This is a genomic window from Patescibacteria group bacterium (assembly GCA_028715115.1).
In the GTDB taxonomy this organism is placed as follows: domain Bacteria; phylum Patescibacteriota; class Patescibacteriia; order UBA2591; family UBA4787; genus JAQUSN01.
In genome coordinates, this window is sequence record JAQUSN010000002.1 from 250,534 (window position 1) to 267,503 (window position 16,970).

The following is a 16,970-nucleotide window of genomic DNA, read 5'->3' on the forward strand; positions in this document are numbered from 1 at the left end:
TGAGTATATATCGTAATCTATTTCTAAATCTGGGTCAAGTCGCCATTAAGCACTACGTCAACCATGGCCTTAATTTCATCAACGTAAGAAACGTTTTCCGGAATCGGGTTTAATAAAAACACTTTCTTATTATTGACGTAAGCAAAGCCGATTTCCATTAAAGTATTGCCGCCGATATAATTTTTAATACCGTTTTTATCAAAGTTACAAACTAAAAGTGCGTCACCCGATAAAATTATATCATACCAGGCCTTAATGTAATTATATTTTCTTTTTATCTCTGCATGCTCGCGACCGTCATCGCACAGAAGTTCCGGTGCATCGCCGCGAACAATACCAAAAACATCGCTATGCATTAATGGCTCATGGCCCATGGCTTTAAGCTTATTATAAACCTCAACCAACTTGTTAGCGCAAGCCATGCTGCCATTCACGGTTATTTTCATGGGGTATAATATTTAGTTTTTTAAAAAAATATTCCCAAACATTTTGTAAATTTAATTTTCCCATTTCTTCTAAAGTATACCAGCCAATCGATTTTGTTTCTATTTTATTTTGCATTACCTCTCCTTCTGTGTCGCATTCATATACGCGCCAATAATGAACTTCTATTCCTTTACTACAGGTATCCCAATCTAATTCTTCTTCCAATAATAATTTGTAATTTTTTACTTTTAATCCGCTTTCTTCCTCAACTTCACGAACCAAAGATTGTTCTGGCGTTTCGCCTTGATCAACATGGCCGGCCACGCAGGCAAAACCAAACGGAGTTTTCATGCGATCGATTAACAAAAACTTTCCGCCTCGTTTAATCAAAGCACCAACTGAATAATGCTTGGACTTACCGTTGGCCGCTGTGTCTAAAATTGGACTAGACATAAACTTATTTAATTTTAAGCGAAGAAACCATTAGTTCGATGGGTTGATTAATGGTTATGGTACGGTCGAGATTTCTACATTCGGTTTCAAATTGTGTTTCGCAATATGCCCCGCAACTACCATCGCCACAACCAAGATGAGACCAAACCACAAAATATAAAACATAAAATTTTTGGTGCTTCTGGGCCACGTAGCAATAAGTATTATATAACGAACCAGCGCCAGCATCCGAACCCTTCCAAAATTGATAACTGATTTTATTAATAGTCACGTCTTGTTCGACGCTGCCGGTCGGAAGCTCCGGACAACCGATCTTTAAGGCGTCTTGGCTGCTTTGGACGATTGTTAATTTTGGCGGCCAGGATTGCGCTCGCCAAACATTAGCGCCAAAAGTAGCTGGATAGCGAAAAGTAGTGCCGTTAATGTTGTCGAGATATGTCAGCCAATCACTGGGAATTTTATAGGCTGGATTATTTGGTTGGTAATTAACGATAAATTTAGTCGCCAATAAGAGCAAAATGGCGAAAACAATAACAATGATAATCCAAATGATTCTTTTTTTCATAAAATTAAATTTATATATTAAAATTATATCTTGATATAATTTTACTGTCAATATATTAAAATATCTTTAAAAAATAAAGGCGGCGCTTGCGCACCGCCTCGGTTACTGACACCTTCCTGCCTACTGCCTTGTCTTGGCCATGGCCTCCATCAGTCGAGGCCACTCTGCCTTCGGTTTCAAGATCACGTTGCCGGCTGCGATGTCAGCCGCAACTGCCGGATCGTCCTGCTTCCACTGCTCGGTTGGCTTATTGACCAGAGCCACAACCGGCCTCTTTTCCCATTCCATTTTACCGGAACGGTTCAAGAAACAACCAACCCCAACCAGTCTTGCGCCGGTAGTCCCAATCGCAGCAGCGGCCTGACCGGTAGTAGAGTAGTTATTGCAGACATCTTCCACCAACAGGCATGGCGCATCGCGACCGATGTCATGACGCGACAGAACCAGTTCGGACTGCTCGCGGCTCGTACCGGTAGCCAAGGCCGTCACCCTCTTCTCCAGGAAGGCAAACCGCTTACGCAGCGCCATCGCTACCAAAGCGGCCAATACGATACCTCCCATAGGTGCACCAATGACGACGTCGAATTGCGAATCGAAATCGCCATGACGCAACTCAAAGCCCAGTCTCTCGGCTTCTTGTCGAAGAACGTTGGGGTCTTGCTCGAGTGTAGCAACGTTGAAGTAAACGTCGCCGACATACTGCAGTTTCTGCCCATCAGATCCCTCGTAACGGCCAGCATAACCGACTAGAGGTCCGAGACGCTTGCCGGTTATGGGGTCTCTTGGACAGGCATAGTAGCCACCCGCGGCATGAAGTATATCTAGCGGATCACTTGCCGGACCTATTTCTTCCATTTCATTCACCTCCTTTCATTGGTGAGTTTGGAGTTATACGTGCTCGTCGCCAGCGGGAAAAGGAATGTCGCCGCCAGCCGCCCTGATCTGATCGCGTAGCTTCTCGGCTTCTGCGGCCGGATCGCTGGCGAAGATGATGCCGGACGATGAGTTGATGGTGATGGAACCGGGTCCTGCGAAAGCAGCCTTGACCGTCTCTTCGACGAATCCCTTCTGCGTTCCGATGCCCGGAATGAGCATCCACATCTCGTTGCCCACGATCTCCCTACATCTTGAAAGGTGCCAGAAGTAGACCTTGGACTCGTCGCTCGGATCCTTGTGAGCCGCGCCCATGACTACGCCGGCATTCTCGATGACCCCCAGCTCTTTCGACCACTGAAGCAGATTCTGGACCATGAACTCCCAGAAACGCAGACCGCTCTCCATCTTCGCATCCTAGATAACCCAGGCTTCTTTGTTGCTGGTCCGACCGAGGCCGACTAGTGCTCGACCCGGACGCTTTTCGTCGATCAGCGACATGAGCGTATCCTTGCCCATGTATCCGACGAAGTTCATCCCATCGGCGTTTTCGAGGCCGAGGTGAGTATTGCCGTAGAGCCTCTGAGTACGATCGATGTCGCCCCTCTTGCAGTCAACCATCACCGGAATGTCCGGATGATTCGCGTGGATGTAGCCGATGAGCATCTTGAGAACCCCAAGCCCATCGGGAATTGCCTCCCAGTGAGCGTGCTGGAACTTGAACATCGACGCAGCGTGTTCGGTATCATCGATGACGCCCATCATCCACAGATAGAGAGCGACATGCACAGCACATCCCATCTCCAGGAACCTGGACGGCATCCTCTCGATCAGCGGATCGAGGCCGACACAGACGAGGGAGTTTGCCCTCTTCTGCCTTTCTGTTAGCTTCTTGCGGAACCGTCTGTCTTCTGCCATTACGAACTCCTTTGTGTTTGGTGTTTTTCCTAAAGAACAAGAGGCTAAGCCCTCCTAGCAGCTTTGCCCCCTCTATAATTACATTATCCTGCTTTTTCTAGTTTTGTCAATAATAAAAAATACCCCTATATTAAAAAGGTATTTTAAAGTTTAATTTATAATAGATCCTTGACTCTCTCGAAATCATTTCTGAATCCTTCACAAAACTTATCATGATTTTCTTTCGTCCCCTGTTCTATCTCGTTAAATGTCATTCTGCTATAAGAAACCAATTCATGATTAAGCTTCGGTTCCTGGTCTGTCTCGGCTAAAAATACGCCGCAAAAAATCTTAAACCTTTTTCCATTATATTCATTCTCTTGATAAAACTTATCGAGCATTTTTAGCTCGCAGTCGATGCCCAATTCTTCCATTAATTCTCTTTTTGCCGCGGTTTCATAATCTTCACCGGCATCAACGTTGCCAAAGGCAGATAAATCGTATTTATCGGCGTCTAGTTTTTTATGAGAAGCGCGCTTGCTGACTACAAATCTGTTGTTCGAATCGCGCACAAAAATAGCCACAACTCGGGAAATAAAATTAAGTTCTGGCTTTTTACTTTTTAATTCCTTGCCGATCACCTCGTCGTTTTCATCCACTACGTCTACATAATGATCTGCCATAATTGTTGAAAATTAAAATTCTTTACTCATATAATACCAATCGTGATTATAATAATAATCTAATAACACTGCATCTTTCTTATATCCGCTCTTTTCATAAAACCTAATCGTATCTACGAAGACTGACGGTACTTTAATTACTGATTTCTTACAATTATTGTCGTTCGCCCATTTTTCAATATATTTAAGCAAATTAGTGCCAATACCCTTACCGGTTAATTCGTTTTTGACCAGGATATCTCTTATTTCGACCACGCCCCCTCTAAGTTCAACTTTAGCATAAGCTGATAAATTTTTATCAACATAAACTCCAAAGAAAAATGTTTCCTTTGGAGGCAAAAGATTATATTTTTTATTTATGACTTCCCATTCTTTGTCGAAAAATTCTTTAATTTCCGTTGCATTAATTTGCTGTATTCGAATATCCATTTCAATTAAATAAATTTATATCATTGGCAAAACTGCGAGGCTTGGATTCCCGGCCCAAGGCCGATCGGAGTCTAATCTGGGAGACCTGGATTCGAACCAGGATAGACAGATCCAGAGTCTGCCGTCCTACCGTTAGACGATCTCCCAGATTAGACTCCGCTATACAATATTCTAACATTCTTAAGAATGTTAGAATATTATTTTATGAAAAAAATAAAGTTTATGAGCAAATTTTAATAACAGCCAGTTCTAGCGGCAGCTGAGGAATCTTGGCGTATGATAATTCTTGCTGCACGGAAATAAATTGTTCAATCATCAATATCAAAGCGTTCTGCTCAAATTTATTCGCAAAATCTCTTACTTTTTCTTGAACCTCATTGTCTAAATATTGTAAAATCCTTTCTTGATCAGCACCAACTTTAACTAATAAAACTTTTCGCAAAAATTCTATCAAATCCTTGGTAAATTGTTCTAAATCAACGCCCTCTTCAAGTAATTTATTTATCAATCCTATCGCCTCTTTCTTATCTTTAGAGGCCAGTAATTTAACAAAATTAACTATTAGATTCAACTTAGTCGAAGGAATGACGAGTGACGCTTCTTCCATAGTAATTTCTTGGTCGTCAAATGTAAAAATCTGCGATAGCAAACTTTCGGCATCGCGCACACTGCCTTCAGAACGTTGGGCAATAATTTTTAAAACTTCTGACTCTATTTTAACCTTTTCACTTTTAGCGATTTTAGCCAAACGTTCGACAATTTTATCTAAATCAACCTTGGTTAAATCAAATCTCTGGCAGCGCGAAATAATCGTATCTGGAACTTTATGGATTTCGGTCGTGGCTAAGATGAAAATAATATATGACGGCGGCTCTTCCAGCGTCTTCAAGAGCGCGTTAAAGGCCGCGGTCGAAAGCATGTGAACTTCGTCGATGATAAAAATTTTATATTTTCCTCTCGATGGCGGCACGCGCGTGCCGGCGATAATGTTCTCGCGAACATTGTCCACGCCTGTTTGCGAAGCGGCATCCATTTCAATTAAATCAAAAAATTTACCCTGCATTAATTCCAAACAATTGGAACATTTATTGCATGGCTCACTCTCGCCTTTCTTGCGATTCTCACAATTAACCGCTTTGGCCACTAAGCGCGCCAAGGTTGTTTTACCTAAACCTCGAGGACCGGTTAAAAGATAAGCATGAGCTAAGCGTTCTTGCTTAATCTCATTTTCCAAAGTTCTAATAACGTGTTCTTGGCCAATAACCTCGCTAAAGTTTTGTGGACGATATTTACGATAAATTACCATAGTATAGAAAATAGAAGTTAGAAAACAGAAAATAGAATAATGCCGTTAATCACCAGTCACCAATGCCCAATTTCCAAAATAATTTATAAAAATTCTTAAAAAAAATTATTCGCAATTCGTTTAAAACTAGTAATTATTAGGAAAGGCATCAGTCACCGCTGCAGTTGGTACAATTACTGCAAAATGCTTTTGATTGATATCGACGACAAAGAGCGCAAACTTCGCAAGATTGAAGAGCGCGTTTATAAACACGGACTTCATCTTCTAGACCGTTGGAGTAATAACCACCTGAGTACGTTCCTATATTAGTGCTACTGCCGGTTATTAATGATCCTGAAACATTTTGCTGTGTTGTTTGCGAAGCATCAATATAGGCAGTCAATTTTGAACCGTTATAAGTAAAGCTTAAAAAATGCCAATTACCATCTGTCAAACCAGATCCCGAATTAAATACTTGTCTACTCATCGTATTAGTAGTTACGCCGGTTCTAATCTGACCGCCAGAATCAGGAACGCTATTTTCGATTTGTGTACCTTGCATAAAAATAATATGATAACCACTTGCCGGGACTCCTAATCTTTTAAACCAACCAATCACAGATACATATTCAGGTGGGTTTACCGGATTAACCTTTACATAATTGCTTGTTCCATTAAAACTTAAACAATTGCCAGAGATACAATTTGATGTTTGCCAAGTCGGACCAGCTGCCGGGCAAGTACTAGCATCACACAATTGTCCGTTATTGGCATAGGCAGATGAATCATTAGCATCAGTTCCGCTGCCTTCATTAAAGTGCCAATCACCCACAATTGAGGTGTCTTGGTATTGCTGTTGGTTGGTCATAATCTGATTTAAGGTCGTATTGGTCAAAGAGATTTGACTGGTTTGAGCTCCGGCAGATTTGTAGATCTCATAGTAGCTTGAAGCAGTGCCGTTGTCGCTTGAGGCAGAAGCGGTATCTCGTTCCAGATAGACAGCTAACTTGTAATTGATGCCAGTTGAATCAGAAATATAGTAATAGCAGTATTTGGAAGAATTGGGGTCAGTGGGCAAAGAAGAAAGATAGGTGGAATTAATCAGAGCAGTAATTAAAGGATTGTAAGGGTCTGAAGTACAACCTCCTGAAGCCCAAATGGGATAAACCCCATTAGTATTAAGATAAAGATCAAGTGTTTTAGAGAATTGGTTTAAGTCCCCTATTCTTCGCACATCCCTGGCTTTGGCCGAAGCTGTAGAAACAGAGGTTAAGGCAATAGCTGAGAGAAGACCGATAATGGCGACTACGACCAGGAGTTCGATCAAGGTGAAGCTTCTGCGAGAACGGCTAGACATAAAATTAAATTATGAACAAAATATCATATAATAATATTTATATCACATATAGGTAGACTGGTTTGTCTTGCGGCGTGGGCCGAATAATTTTTATCGGCGTCAGAGCTTTAATTTGAAAACAAATAGAGACAACGCGTGTACCGGGCTTTAAATTAGATAATAATTTTGGTCCTAAACGATCCATCAAAGCCGGCATTAAAAAAAGCGCTACGGCGGTCGCGTCAGAATAATCGGCTTTTAAAATATCGCCACATCTAACTTGCGCTAATTTATCTAAACCTAAAAATTTAATTCGCCAATTAGCGTAGATACACAACCACCAAACCAATTCAATGCCTCTTGCTTTAACGTGATATTTTTTAGCCGCTTCAATGGTTATTCGTCCGTCTCCACAGCCTAAATCGTAAAAAATATCATTTGGCTGAAGTTCCAGCGCTTCAAGAGCTCGATCAATGTATTTTTTCATCAGCGGTATCCAAGGTGTGGCAAAACTAAGCCCAAGAAATAATAAAGAAAAAAATACAAAGGCTAGGAATAAAATTATTATCAGTAGAATCGTTAAAAAAATAAGCATAGATTAAAGCGTCGAAGTTGGAGTAGAAGCAGGACCGTAATTAGGCGTAGTTGGTTTTTTGTCTAATTCAATTGCTTTGGCTCTTTCTAAAATTTCGCTCTCAACAACCGCTTTGGGTCGGCCGTATTTTAAGTGCGACATTTCTTTTACTAACTTCGCCACTTCTTCGTTCCCTTTGCGCGGCGGCATGCCCAACATATTAAACGGCCTGACTGCTTCTTTATCAACCAGTAATTTCACGTAAGCGTTAAATCGCTCAACATTAATTAAATCATATTCATTTAAAACGGGCGCAAATTGTTTAACCAAAACTTGCGCATCTTCAATGCCGATATTAAAAGCTATCATCGTGCCTACCGTGCCCAGCACCGCGTCGCGAATTGAAGTGTCGTTATTTTTTGTCAGCTGCCCCATATATTGATGGGCAATGGTCAGATCAAGTTTATATTTTCTCGCTTCGGACAAAATCACGCCAATCGTATCAGTGATAAAATTCTGGAACTCATCAATGTATAAATAAAAATCTCGGCGATTTTCTTCGGTGGTATCAGCGCGTGAAAACGCGGCCATAGTAATTTTACCAACGATAACTAAGCCCAAAAGATATGCATTCAGATCTCCCACCAAGCCTTTTGGCAAGGTTACCAGCACGATTTTGCCTTCGTCCATGGCCTTGCGGAAATTAAAAGCACTGGCCTGCTGGCCGATAATCGGCCGCATAATATCGTTAGAAATAAATTGATTCAACTTTGAAGTGATATAAGGAGTCATGTTGGAAAGAGCTGCTTCACCGCCAGCCTTCTCGGCTTCTTTAATCCAGAAATCGCGCACTACCGGATTGGTACAATGTTTTAATTTAAAATGGCGGAATTCAGGGTCGGCCATTACTTTGGGAATTTCCATTAGCGTCGAACCGGATTCGGGATGTTCCATAATCAACAGCATGGCGTTACGCATATATTGTTCGAACATCGGGCCACCGGTTTGGCGCAAATCATAAAGCTTATCCATTATCTTAATCATTTCGTTAATCACAAAAGTTTTTTGTTCCGGATATTTTGAATCGTATTCAAGTAGATTCAAGCCCATCGGCCTATCAATATTGGCCGGATTAAAATAAATTACGTCCTCAGCTCGCTCTTTGGGAACGTTAGCTAAAATATTTTCCACTAAATCGCCATTCGGATCAATAACGCAAACGCCCTCGCCGTTTTCGATATCTTGAATGGCCATATTGGAGATCAGGACGGATTTACCCACGCCGGTTTTACCGATTAGATATACATGTCGGCGGCGATCGTCGCGTTTAATGCGGATAATTTTTTCTTCTCCGCGATAAATGTTTTTGCCTAAAATAATTCCTTCGGTCGGAATATTAACCGGCGCCGGAGCCTTCTTGGCTAAGAGCCACTGAATATTCGGCACTTCGGTAATTGATAAAGGAAAATGAAACAAACTGGTCAACTCTTCAGTATTTAAAACAAAACCGGTAGACGGAATAAAATCGCGATAAATAAAATTACGAACTACGTTAGCCGAGGCGCTGGTTGGCACGGCCTTAAAACCATTGCCATATTCATAACCGGTATACTGAGCAAAAGAATTTAAAATATTTTGCAAAGACATTTTAGCCGCATTTTTGTCCTGGCTGGCCACGACTATTCTAATATTAATATCAAGTCCTGCTTTCGAACTTTTTGCCTCTAAACCTTTGATTATCTCTTGCTCCATTGGTGAAAGCTGATGTGGCTTATTTATATCTTTTAACTGGTCTTTTTTGTTATCGGTGGCATAAAAACTTTTCACGAATTTCCAAACGCCGCCCTTTTTCTTGCTCATCACTTCGCTCAACTTTTTTCCTTGCTGCATTTCAGTCGCAATCTTGGCGCCGACGCGATGCCACTCGGCATTAGCCGAACGCGCGACTATCTGAATAGCTGCCGAGCTGCCCTGCGGAATCTTTGATAAAGAAGTTAAAATGCCATTTAATGGATCATTTTCTAGCTGTTGGTAAGTTTTAATGGGAAAGGCCCATTTATTACGAAGTTTGAGGTAGGCCGACTCGATTTGGGATTTAGAATCAAAAAGATTATAATCTTCAACTGTTTCGATTTGGGCGGCCGGATGTTGAGCATGAATTTGCTGTTCAACAAATTGCCTTAAAGATTTTGGCATCACGACGTAAAAACGGATCACGCCATCCTTGTTGATTACTATTTCAAAACTAATATGATCGTTACGGCCCAAAAAATTTACCTTCAAACCGTGTTGAGCTTTTAATCCGCCGATATTAGCAAAAAAACCTTCCATCGGCGATAGCAAATCCTTGATTTGCTTTTGTTGTTTATTGTCGTCGCCACTCGATTCTTTGGGCACGGTGATTAATAAAACCACTTTGTCAAAAGCAGTCGAAAAACGGGCTATATTTTTTAAATAATTTTTTAATACAGCGAAAATAATTAAAAATAAAATAATAATTCCGATAAAAATTAAAAAATAAATGAAAAATCCGCCACTAAGCAATCCTATTCCTGCTTGTTGGGCGGTATTGAGATCTAAACTTGGCACTTGAAGATCATTCATAAAATATAAAAAATAAAACCTAAAAGATAAAAAATATAAATGCCAATGCGCCGATTAAAAATTAAATCACAAGCACAAAATTACAAATCAAAATTTAAAAATTTAAATTCTAGATTATATTTTCCTGTCTACCGCCTGCCTAACGGTAGTCAGGGCGGGCAGGTAGATTCTACTTTCTTTTCTTTTCCGCTAAAGCTAAAATTTTGTCTGTTCTGATTTTTGATTCCTGCTCTAAAAAAAATCTATTAACTCCGGGAAGAATTTTCAACCAATTATAAATCAATTCTAAAATTTTCTTGACCGTAAATTTTGTTTGCGAAATAAGTTGTTCTATTTTCGTAGCTGTTTCCTCCCCCTTCTTTCTAAACTGCTCCTGTAAGGCGGCTGACAAATTTTTATAAACCGGCTCTAAATCCTCGGACAGAATGTTCTCAATCTCTTTTAACGTTTCACTTTTAGCTAAAACAACTGTCGGCACTTTTTTGCTTTTAACGGATGGTCTAACTGTTTTTGCCTGTGGTTGGATCTCGCCTGATTTTTCAACCGGTAAAGTTTCCGCCTGCTCTAATTTTTGCGCTTCGATTTCCGGAGTAATAGGCTGTTCAACCGTCGCTTTTTCGGTCGATGGCGCTATTTTTGGCTCTAACTCTTGGGGTGAATTTAACTCAGCCATAAAGGTAATAATAAATATTATGCGTTAATTATATACGAATAAAGAGAAATAGCAAGAAAATATATAGCGCGTAAGGGAATCGAACCCTTGTTATATGGTTGAGAACCATATGTCCTAGCCACTAGACGAACGCGCCCCATTATAGATTTTCGTCTTGCAACTTTTCAAATAAATCTTTCTGCTTTTTATTTAAATTCTTGGGGACTTTTATCTCCACTTCAACAATCTGATCACCACGGCCATGGCCCTTTAAAAACGGCACACCCTTACCTGATAATTTAAATTCCTGTCCCGAATAAGTGCCGGCCGGAATTTTAAGAACCACTTCACCGTCAATGGTTCTCACATTAATTTTCCCGCCTAAAACTGCTTGCGAAATTGAAATTTGTTCCTGCGAATATAAATTATAACCCTCGCGTTTAAAATATTTATCTGGCCTGATATGCAAATGAATATATAAATCGCCCGCCGTCGCGCTCTTAGCGCCAGCTTCGCCATAACCAGCTAAACGAATAACCCCGCCGTCGTTTACACCGGCTGGAATTTTAACTTTAATATTCTGATATTGCTGGTATCGGCCCTCACCTTTACACTGCACACATTTCTTACTCGTTAATTTACCTTCTCCTCTGCATTCTGGACACTCACCAACAGTGCGAAAAGTACCAAAAAAGGTTGTCTGGTCTTGCGCTACTTGCCCGGTTCCGCGACAACGAGAACAATTAATAATTTTACTGCCTGGCTCAGCGCCAGTCCCGCCACACTTTTGACAGGTGGCATTTTTTTCTAGTCTTAATTCTTTCTCTGTACCAAAAACAGCTTCTTTAAAGTCAACGCTTATTTCTATTTCCATGTCCCGTCCGGTCTTTTTTCTGGCCCTTGTACGGCCACCGCTAAAACCGCCAAACAAGTCTCCAAAGATATCTCCCAAATCGCCGAACTCGGCTCCCTGAAATCCCTGATTGGTTTGATGACCATTTTGTTTCATAGCTTCGGCCCAAGTGGCCCAATCGCGGAAATTATCAAATCCAGAAAATCCGCCTTGTGAGCGAGCCTGTTGGAATGTTTCGCCATACTGGTCATACATCTTTCTTTTTTCGGCATCAGAAAGGGTCTGATAAGCTTCGTTCACTTCTTTGAATTTTTCCGCATTGCCACCGGCTTTGTCGGGATGGTATTTGTGCGCCAATTCACGAAACGCTCGCCTGATTTCATCAGCCGAAGCATTCTTATTGATTCCTAAAGTTTTATAATAATCTGCCATAAATCTTAAAATTTTTGATCCGCCGGCTGGCGGAGATAAATTTTTAGCAACAATTATGAGCACTCCGACTGTCTCGTCGGAGTAGCCATAAATATTAACGATAGAACTATTTGATAGTCATGCGAATAAAATTAATGATAGTTGGCCAACCAAAATAAGCAATAATAATTGCTATTATTATTCCGATAATTTTCCATAAATCTTTCTTAAACTCTCTACCTGATTTTATATCATCTGATTTTATAACGAGAGGAGGATAAAATCGAGGAAAGACCCGAATAATAAAATAAGCTATGCCTCCGCCCAATAGAATAAAAAATATAAAAAATAAAAATATATAAATAATACTAGGAGATTCATGAACGGAAATGAATTTTCGAGCTGGTATTATGAAAAGGGGTACTAATATTATAAACATTATCATGGGACCGAAGATGTCTACCCCCCTATAAATAAATGTATTCCAATTTTTATTTTGAAAAAATTCAACTATCTTTTTTTTATAAACTATCGTTAGTTTTTCGTCTGAACTAGTTATATCGAGATAAAGATCATCTTCATTATATGAAAAAACTATATCTATATCATGACCATAATATCTTAATTTTAATGATTCTATATTTAATATATCTTTCTTAATTCTATCTTCGAGTTCTTCTGATTTTTTAAATTCATAAATTTCTCCATTTTTAAATGATGCTATAAAGCATGGTTCTTTAAAATATTCATCTTTAAATATATTTTTTTCTTCTAAATATATGGTAATTAGAAAATCGGTTAACTTTTTTAAATCAATTAAATTTATACTAAAACTTTTAATTTTTGTTCTGGATTTAAACTTGCTCATATTATTAATTTATTTTTAAAAAGATTAAAACTTATTAATCAGAATGAAAAATAAGTTTATATTTTAATCACTTCTGCTTCTTTCATTTCTTTTTCAATAGAAACCACGTCAATCAACCTGAAAACATAGAAAATAATTTGTGTTAATATTAGACCGATTCCGGCTAAAAAGCTAAAAATAAATTTGGCTAATAAAAACACTATGATAAGAATTAAGTAAGAAATATATTTTCCATACGGACCAATAAAATCGCCCAAGCGGTTGTTGATAATGGTCGTTAAAATGTCGTCCATTTTTTCTTTACCGGTTAAAGTAATGCCCAACGATTGGCCCATATCAACTCTCATTTGAGTAATCAAATTCGGGTTAATTTTTTTTGCCTGTTGCGAAAGTTGCAATAAAACAGTTTGATTAATTTCTGGATTACCAGCCAAAGCGCTAAAGTCTATTTTACCCGTTTTCTTGTCGACAAACTTCTCTAGATTGATGGAATTAGGGTCTAAGCTCGGCTGAAATTCATTCGCCGCCAAAGACATCGACAATATTTCGTCCAGTGTTTTGTTTGAATCACAAAATGGTAATATTTTATTCAAGAACGGAGAAATAGGAACAATAGTCCATTTTATCAATTGTGGCGGCAGGGTAATTTTATTATTTTCAAACTTTATTAAAGGATGAACAAAATAGATAGATGAAAGAAAAATCGCCAAGCCGATTGATAATAGCGGAATACCGCGGCGGCAAAATCTTATTAGCGATACTTTGCAATATAAATCTTTTTCAGTCGCAATAAGCTCGAAAGCAATAACCAAAGAAAAATAAAAAATAACCAAACCGATTAAATACCAAATAAGCGTACCGTGGCCAAAATACCGAAAACCGACTGCGACAAACACGATCACCAAAATCAAGCTTGTGCCATAAATCACTCGCCTATCTTCGATTAAGCCAAAAAGCAACAAAACGGCGCCGAAGAAAAACACAGCAATAACCGCTGCCGCAATCGCATTAGCCGTAGAAATAGGCTTAACAAAAAAACTTAAAGTTTTATCTACAAGTAAAACTCCTGTTAATAAAAATAAAAACGATAAAATCAGAATAACTGCCAATTTCTTGGACATACTTCTGGTTATGAGCTAGCTTATATTGCTATCTTAATTCAAAACCTAACGTAACATTAACGGTAATTTCTTGACTACCCTGTTCTATGCTCGGGGCGCCGCCTCCACCAATACCGCTCATCGCCTTGTCTAAATAAATCGGTTGCGAATAAGTATATGTCCCGTCATTTTCAGAGAAAGAAACTACTCGACCAAGGGAAAAGCCAACGCTCTTGGCAATGTCTCTGGCTTTTTCTTTTGCCTGGGCAATAGCTTTTTCTCGAGCATCATTTCTTAATTTTTCCTTGTCGTCAATAATAAATTGAATATCGCCAACCTGATTGGCGCCACGAGAAACCGCACCATCAATAATTTCACTAACCTTATCCAAGTTTCTCATTTTTACTGAAATACTTGAGGTCAACTCATAGCCGCGATCGATTCTGATACCATCTCTCCAATCATAACGAGGGCTTAAATAATAGCCAGTTGTTTGAATGTCTTTCACGTCAACACCGCTGTCTTTCACGAATTTAATGATTTCGTTCATTTTACTGGAATTTTCTTGCATTACTTCTTTGGCCGTTAACTTATCGGTAACTACCGACAAAGTAACTAGGCCAATATCTGGTATGCCAATGGCCTTGCCTTCACCGCTGACAGAAATATTCTGCTGCGGATTAAATTTTGCCTTCCAGCCGCCAATTTGGCTAACCGACAAGGTCAGCAATAAAACAGCCAACAAAATCATAATAATGATTTTTATAGCTTTGTGGCCATGACACATTGGATGGTGCATCATTTGTTGTTCATCCATAAAATTTTAATTACGAATTAAATTTACCCTCACACCAAGTTAAAGGTATGGGAATTAATTATTTAATAATGTTTTTGCTTCTTTGATTAATTGCAATAAAATATTAAGGGGGATTCTGTTTGTTCTGGAAAATTTATCAGGATCGATCTTCAATAAGTCTTCGGCGAGCATTATTCTCTTGTTCGCAAAAATATCAAAATGAAATTGTTTTAAAGACGGTAAAATGGTAATGGGATATAATTTTTGGCTCTCAATATAATACTGTAAATTATTCGTTCCGGGATAACCCCAGCCCAACAATTTATTTCCTACGCAATTCGAGTAATCTATCGCCTGCTCGCTAAACTTAGTGTTGGTAACCAAAAGGCTGGAAATTTTGAGCCCGGCAAATTCTTTTTTATTAAAAAAGTTCCCTTGCTTAATGTCTAAAAATCTGGCGTGATTTGCCAGCGCCACCTTTAAATCAGTACGAAATCCCAAAACATTATGATACTTGCATTCACCGACAAAAAGCTCTTTATCCTTCTTAGCTAAAAAATCTATTTCGTAATCAACACAATAGCCCTTAATTATTTGATTGAGCTGCACCCAATAACCTTGTTTGGTTAAAATTGCAGCAATATATTTTTCAAATGGAAATCCACTCGGCCCTAATTTACGCAGAGAGCTCTTTAAGCTAAATTTAATAGCCACGGCCGGAACCTCTTTTCCTAAAAGTTGTTTAATGCGATCATAAATCTCGGTAGTTGTTATTCCGGGTCGAGCTTCTCGCCCAATAACTTCCATGGCCTTGCGCGCCACAAATTTGTCGGCTCCGGCGTGCCTAGCGCTACGATAAACCTTTTTTAAAGATAAAGGTTCTTTCTCTCCCAATAAATTAATGACGTAGATGGATTTCATGGCTACTATAAATTATAAATTTTTACTCTATATATCATACAGGAAATATTTTATAAAAACAAGCTAGTTTACTTCTTTAAGCGCCGTTGGCGGCGACTTAAACTCAAAGCAAAACGATGGGCCTCGTCGCGCACTCTTAAAAATACATTTTTTGACAATAAAACCATATCTTTTAGCGCTTTTTTACTTTTGGGCGGAAAAACCAACTCGTCTCCCCCGTATTTAGAAATGCCCACTAGAGGAATATTTATATTTTTATCTTTTAAAACTTTGGTCAAAAAATTAATCTGCGGACGCCCGCCATCGATCATTAGATAATCTGGGAACAGCCATTCTTTATGATTAAAACGCCTAATTAAAACTTCTTCAAGGGCCCGCAAATCGTCATTGGCTGGCGCGGTTCTAATCTTAAAAAGTCGATATTGATTCTTGTCTGCTGCCCCGTTAACAAAAACCACCATCGAGCCAACGGTTTCTCGACCGGTTAAATGGGAAATGTCATAACCTTCAATCTTGGTCAAGCGTTTGTCAAAATTCATATTCATTTCATTTTCAATAGACAACAAAGCTACATCTTGCAAGTGCTTTAAGGCTAAAGCTTGAGCCGGATTTTGCTTGGTTAATTTTTTTAGCAATGACTTCTTTTGTCCACGCAACAGGGCAATGATATTTTTTATACTTTCTTGGTATTGCTCATTTGATATCTTGCCAACGCAAGCTCCAGGACAAAGACCAATTTGGTAATTAAAACATGCTTCTCCGGACAATGGCCGGCAAGTGCTATAAGGAAAAACTTTTCTAATCAAACGCAAAAATTTTCTAACCAACATTAAACTTTGATACGGACCGAATATTTCAGCTCGGCTCGGCGGATATTTCTCCAATTCCCTTCGGCGCATCACCATCGGATACGGCCATTCGGTTTTCGGAATAACGATATAAATAAACGAACGGTCGTCTCGGTCTTTGATGTTATACTTCGGCCAATGTTTTTTTATCAAATTTGCTTCAAGAATTATTGCCTCCAAAACCGTATCAGTCGAAATGTATTTAATCTCTTTAGCCTTTTTTACCATCTCGAGTAGCCGTGATTCAAGATTTTTCTGAAAATAACTAGTCACTCGCCTTTTAAGCGAAGTGGCCCGGCCAACGTAAAGAATCTTTTTATTTTTATCAAGATACAAATATACGCCGGGCCGATCCGGTAAACTGCTGGCTCTTTTTTGTAATTTCCCCAAAGCCAT

Annotated in this window: 19 protein-coding genes and 2 tRNA genes; all 21 read right to left on the minus strand. The window is 39.3% G+C overall.

Annotated elements, in window-relative coordinates:
- Positions 1–23: 23 nt before the first annotated feature.
- A complete protein-coding gene (locus tag PHV78_03830) occupies positions 24–422 on the minus strand; it encodes a hypothetical protein (protein ID MDD5396354.1) in 399 nt (132 codons plus the stop codon).
- Positions 409–879 (minus strand): NUDIX domain-containing protein, encoded by a 471-nt coding sequence (locus PHV78_03835; GenBank protein ID MDD5396355.1) that lies wholly within the window; start codon positions 877–879, stop codon positions 409–411. The genes PHV78_03830 and PHV78_03835 overlap by 14 nt, the downstream gene beginning before the upstream one ends.
- Before the next feature lie 4 nt (positions 880–883).
- Entirely contained in the window at positions 884–1,444 is a 561-nt protein-coding gene (locus PHV78_03840) for a hypothetical protein (protein MDD5396356.1), read from the minus strand.
- A 120-nt stretch (positions 1,445–1,564) separates the two neighbouring features.
- Positions 1,565–2,299 carry a phosphoribosyltransferase family protein gene (locus PHV78_03845; protein ID MDD5396357.1) on the minus strand — a complete coding sequence of 245 codons (735 nt, stop codon included), beginning with the start codon at positions 2,297–2,299 and terminating at the stop codon, positions 1,565–1,567.
- A 33-nt stretch (positions 2,300–2,332) separates the two neighbouring features.
- The gene (locus tag PHV78_03850; GenBank protein MDD5396358.1) at positions 2,333–2,725 is read right to left on the minus strand and encodes a hypothetical protein; all 393 of its coding nucleotides are present in this window, start codon (positions 2,723–2,725) and stop codon (positions 2,333–2,335) included.
- Positions 2,726–2,734: 9 nt separating this feature from the next.
- The gene (locus PHV78_03855; GenBank protein MDD5396359.1) at positions 2,735–3,235 is read right to left on the minus strand and encodes an orotidine 5'-phosphate decarboxylase; all 501 of its coding nucleotides are present in this window, start codon (positions 3,233–3,235) and stop codon (positions 2,735–2,737) included.
- Positions 3,236–3,390: 155 nt separating this feature from the next.
- Positions 3,391–3,897, minus strand: a complete 507-nt coding sequence (locus PHV78_03860; GenBank protein MDD5396360.1) for an NUDIX domain-containing protein — start codon at positions 3,895–3,897, stop codon at positions 3,391–3,393.
- A 12-nt stretch (positions 3,898–3,909) separates the two neighbouring features.
- Positions 3,910–4,326, minus strand: a complete 417-nt coding sequence (locus PHV78_03865) for a GNAT family N-acetyltransferase (protein MDD5396361.1) — start codon at positions 4,324–4,326, stop codon at positions 3,910–3,912.
- A 76-nt stretch (positions 4,327–4,402) separates the two neighbouring features.
- Positions 4,403–4,473: transfer RNA gene (locus PHV78_03870), tRNA-Gln, on the minus strand.
- 73 nt (positions 4,474–4,546) lie between these two features.
- Entirely contained in the window at positions 4,547–5,632 is a 1,086-nt protein-coding gene (gene dnaX, locus PHV78_03875; GenBank protein ID MDD5396362.1) for a DNA polymerase III subunit gamma/tau, read from the minus strand.
- A gap of 148 nt (positions 5,633–5,780) precedes the next feature.
- Complete coding sequence (locus PHV78_03880; protein MDD5396363.1) at positions 5,781–6,968, minus strand: prepilin-type N-terminal cleavage/methylation domain-containing protein; 1,188 nt, start codon at positions 6,966–6,968, stop codon at positions 5,781–5,783.
- 37 nt (positions 6,969–7,005) lie between these two features.
- Positions 7,006–7,434: a class I SAM-dependent methyltransferase gene (locus PHV78_03885; protein MDD5396364.1), complete on the minus strand. Its 429-nt coding sequence runs from the start codon at positions 7,432–7,434 to the stop codon at positions 7,006–7,008.
- A 111-nt stretch (positions 7,435–7,545) separates the two neighbouring features.
- Complete coding sequence (locus PHV78_03890; protein MDD5396365.1) at positions 7,546–10,125, minus strand: type IV secretory system conjugative DNA transfer family protein; 2,580 nt, start codon at positions 10,123–10,125, stop codon at positions 7,546–7,548.
- A 169-nt stretch (positions 10,126–10,294) separates the two neighbouring features.
- Positions 10,295–10,798: a hypothetical protein gene (locus PHV78_03895; GenBank protein ID MDD5396366.1), complete on the minus strand. Its 504-nt coding sequence runs from the start codon at positions 10,796–10,798 to the stop codon at positions 10,295–10,297.
- A 64-nt stretch (positions 10,799–10,862) separates the two neighbouring features.
- Positions 10,863–10,934: transfer RNA gene (locus PHV78_03900), tRNA-Glu, on the minus strand.
- A gap of 3 nt (positions 10,935–10,937) precedes the next feature.
- On the minus strand, positions 10,938–12,062 hold the full coding sequence (gene dnaJ, locus PHV78_03905) for a molecular chaperone DnaJ (GenBank protein MDD5396367.1): 1,125 nt from the start codon (positions 12,060–12,062) through the stop codon (positions 10,938–10,940).
- 106 nt (positions 12,063–12,168) lie between these two features.
- Entirely contained in the window at positions 12,169–12,909 is a 741-nt protein-coding gene (locus tag PHV78_03910) for a hypothetical protein (GenBank protein MDD5396368.1), read from the minus strand.
- Between the two features lie 56 nt (positions 12,910–12,965).
- Entirely contained in the window at positions 12,966–14,030 is a 1,065-nt protein-coding gene (locus tag PHV78_03915; GenBank protein ID MDD5396369.1) for a hypothetical protein, read from the minus strand.
- A 28-nt stretch (positions 14,031–14,058) separates the two neighbouring features.
- A complete protein-coding gene (locus tag PHV78_03920; protein ID MDD5396370.1) occupies positions 14,059–14,826 on the minus strand; it encodes an SIMPL domain-containing protein in 768 nt (255 codons plus the stop codon).
- A gap of 54 nt (positions 14,827–14,880) precedes the next feature.
- Entirely contained in the window at positions 14,881–15,726 is an 846-nt protein-coding gene (locus PHV78_03925; GenBank protein MDD5396371.1) for an ATPase, read from the minus strand.
- Between the two features lie 68 nt (positions 15,727–15,794).
- Positions 15,795–16,970, minus strand: a complete 1,176-nt coding sequence (locus PHV78_03930) for a GIY-YIG nuclease family protein (GenBank protein MDD5396372.1) — start codon at positions 16,968–16,970, stop codon at positions 15,795–15,797.

What these genes read in the sequence shown, in the direction of transcription:
- PHV78_03830 (MDD5396354.1), bottom strand. Translation starts at nt 422, where the DNA reads ATGGCTTGCGCTAACAAGTTGGTTGAGGTTTATAATAAGCTTAAAGCC.
- PHV78_03835 (MDD5396355.1), bottom strand. Translation starts at nt 879, where the DNA reads ATGTCTAGTCCAATTTTAGACACAGCGGCCAACGGTAAGTCCAAGCAT.
- PHV78_03840 (MDD5396356.1), bottom strand. Translation starts at nt 1,444, where the DNA reads ATGAAAAAAAGAATCATTTGGATTATCATTGTTATTGTTTTCGCCATT.
- PHV78_03845 (MDD5396357.1), bottom strand. Translation starts at nt 2,299, where the DNA reads ATGGAAGAAATAGGTCCGGCAAGTGATCCGCTAGATATACTTCATGCC.
- PHV78_03850 (MDD5396358.1), bottom strand. Translation starts at nt 2,725, where the DNA reads ATGGAGAGCGGTCTGCGTTTCTGGGAGTTCATGGTCCAGAATCTGCTT.
- PHV78_03855 (MDD5396359.1), bottom strand. Translation starts at nt 3,235, where the DNA reads ATGGCAGAAGACAGACGGTTCCGCAAGAAGCTAACAGAAAGGCAGAAG.
- PHV78_03860 (MDD5396360.1), bottom strand. Translation starts at nt 3,897, where the DNA reads ATGGCAGATCATTATGTAGACGTAGTGGATGAAAACGACGAGGTGATC.
- PHV78_03865 (MDD5396361.1), bottom strand. Translation starts at nt 4,326, where the DNA reads ATGGATATTCGAATACAGCAAATTAATGCAACGGAAATTAAAGAATTT.
- dnaX (MDD5396362.1), bottom strand. Translation starts at nt 5,632, where the DNA reads ATGGTAATTTATCGTAAATATCGTCCACAAAACTTTAGCGAGGTTATT.
- PHV78_03880 (MDD5396363.1), bottom strand. Translation starts at nt 6,968, where the DNA reads ATGTCTAGCCGTTCTCGCAGAAGCTTCACCTTGATCGAACTCCTGGTC.
- PHV78_03885 (MDD5396364.1), bottom strand. Translation starts at nt 7,434, where the DNA reads ATGAAAAAATACATTGATCGAGCTCTTGAAGCGCTGGAACTTCAGCCA.
- PHV78_03890 (MDD5396365.1), bottom strand. Translation starts at nt 10,125, where the DNA reads ATGAATGATCTTCAAGTGCCAAGTTTAGATCTCAATACCGCCCAACAA.
- PHV78_03895 (MDD5396366.1), bottom strand. Translation starts at nt 10,798, where the DNA reads ATGGCTGAGTTAAATTCACCCCAAGAGTTAGAGCCAAAAATAGCGCCA.
- dnaJ (MDD5396367.1), bottom strand. Translation starts at nt 12,062, where the DNA reads ATGGCAGATTATTATAAAACTTTAGGAATCAATAAGAATGCTTCGGCT.
- PHV78_03910 (MDD5396368.1), bottom strand. Translation starts at nt 12,909, where the DNA reads ATGAGCAAGTTTAAATCCAGAACAAAAATTAAAAGTTTTAGTATAAAT.
- PHV78_03915 (MDD5396369.1), bottom strand. Translation starts at nt 14,030, where the DNA reads ATGTCCAAGAAATTGGCAGTTATTCTGATTTTATCGTTTTTATTTTTA.
- PHV78_03920 (MDD5396370.1), bottom strand. Translation starts at nt 14,826, where the DNA reads ATGGATGAACAACAAATGATGCACCATCCAATGTGTCATGGCCACAAA.
- PHV78_03925 (MDD5396371.1), bottom strand. Translation starts at nt 15,726, where the DNA reads ATGAAATCCATCTACGTCATTAATTTATTGGGAGAGAAAGAACCTTTA.
- PHV78_03930 (MDD5396372.1), bottom strand. Translation starts at nt 16,970, where the DNA reads ATGGCTTTGGGGAAATTACAAAAAAGAGCCAGCAGTTTACCGGATCGG.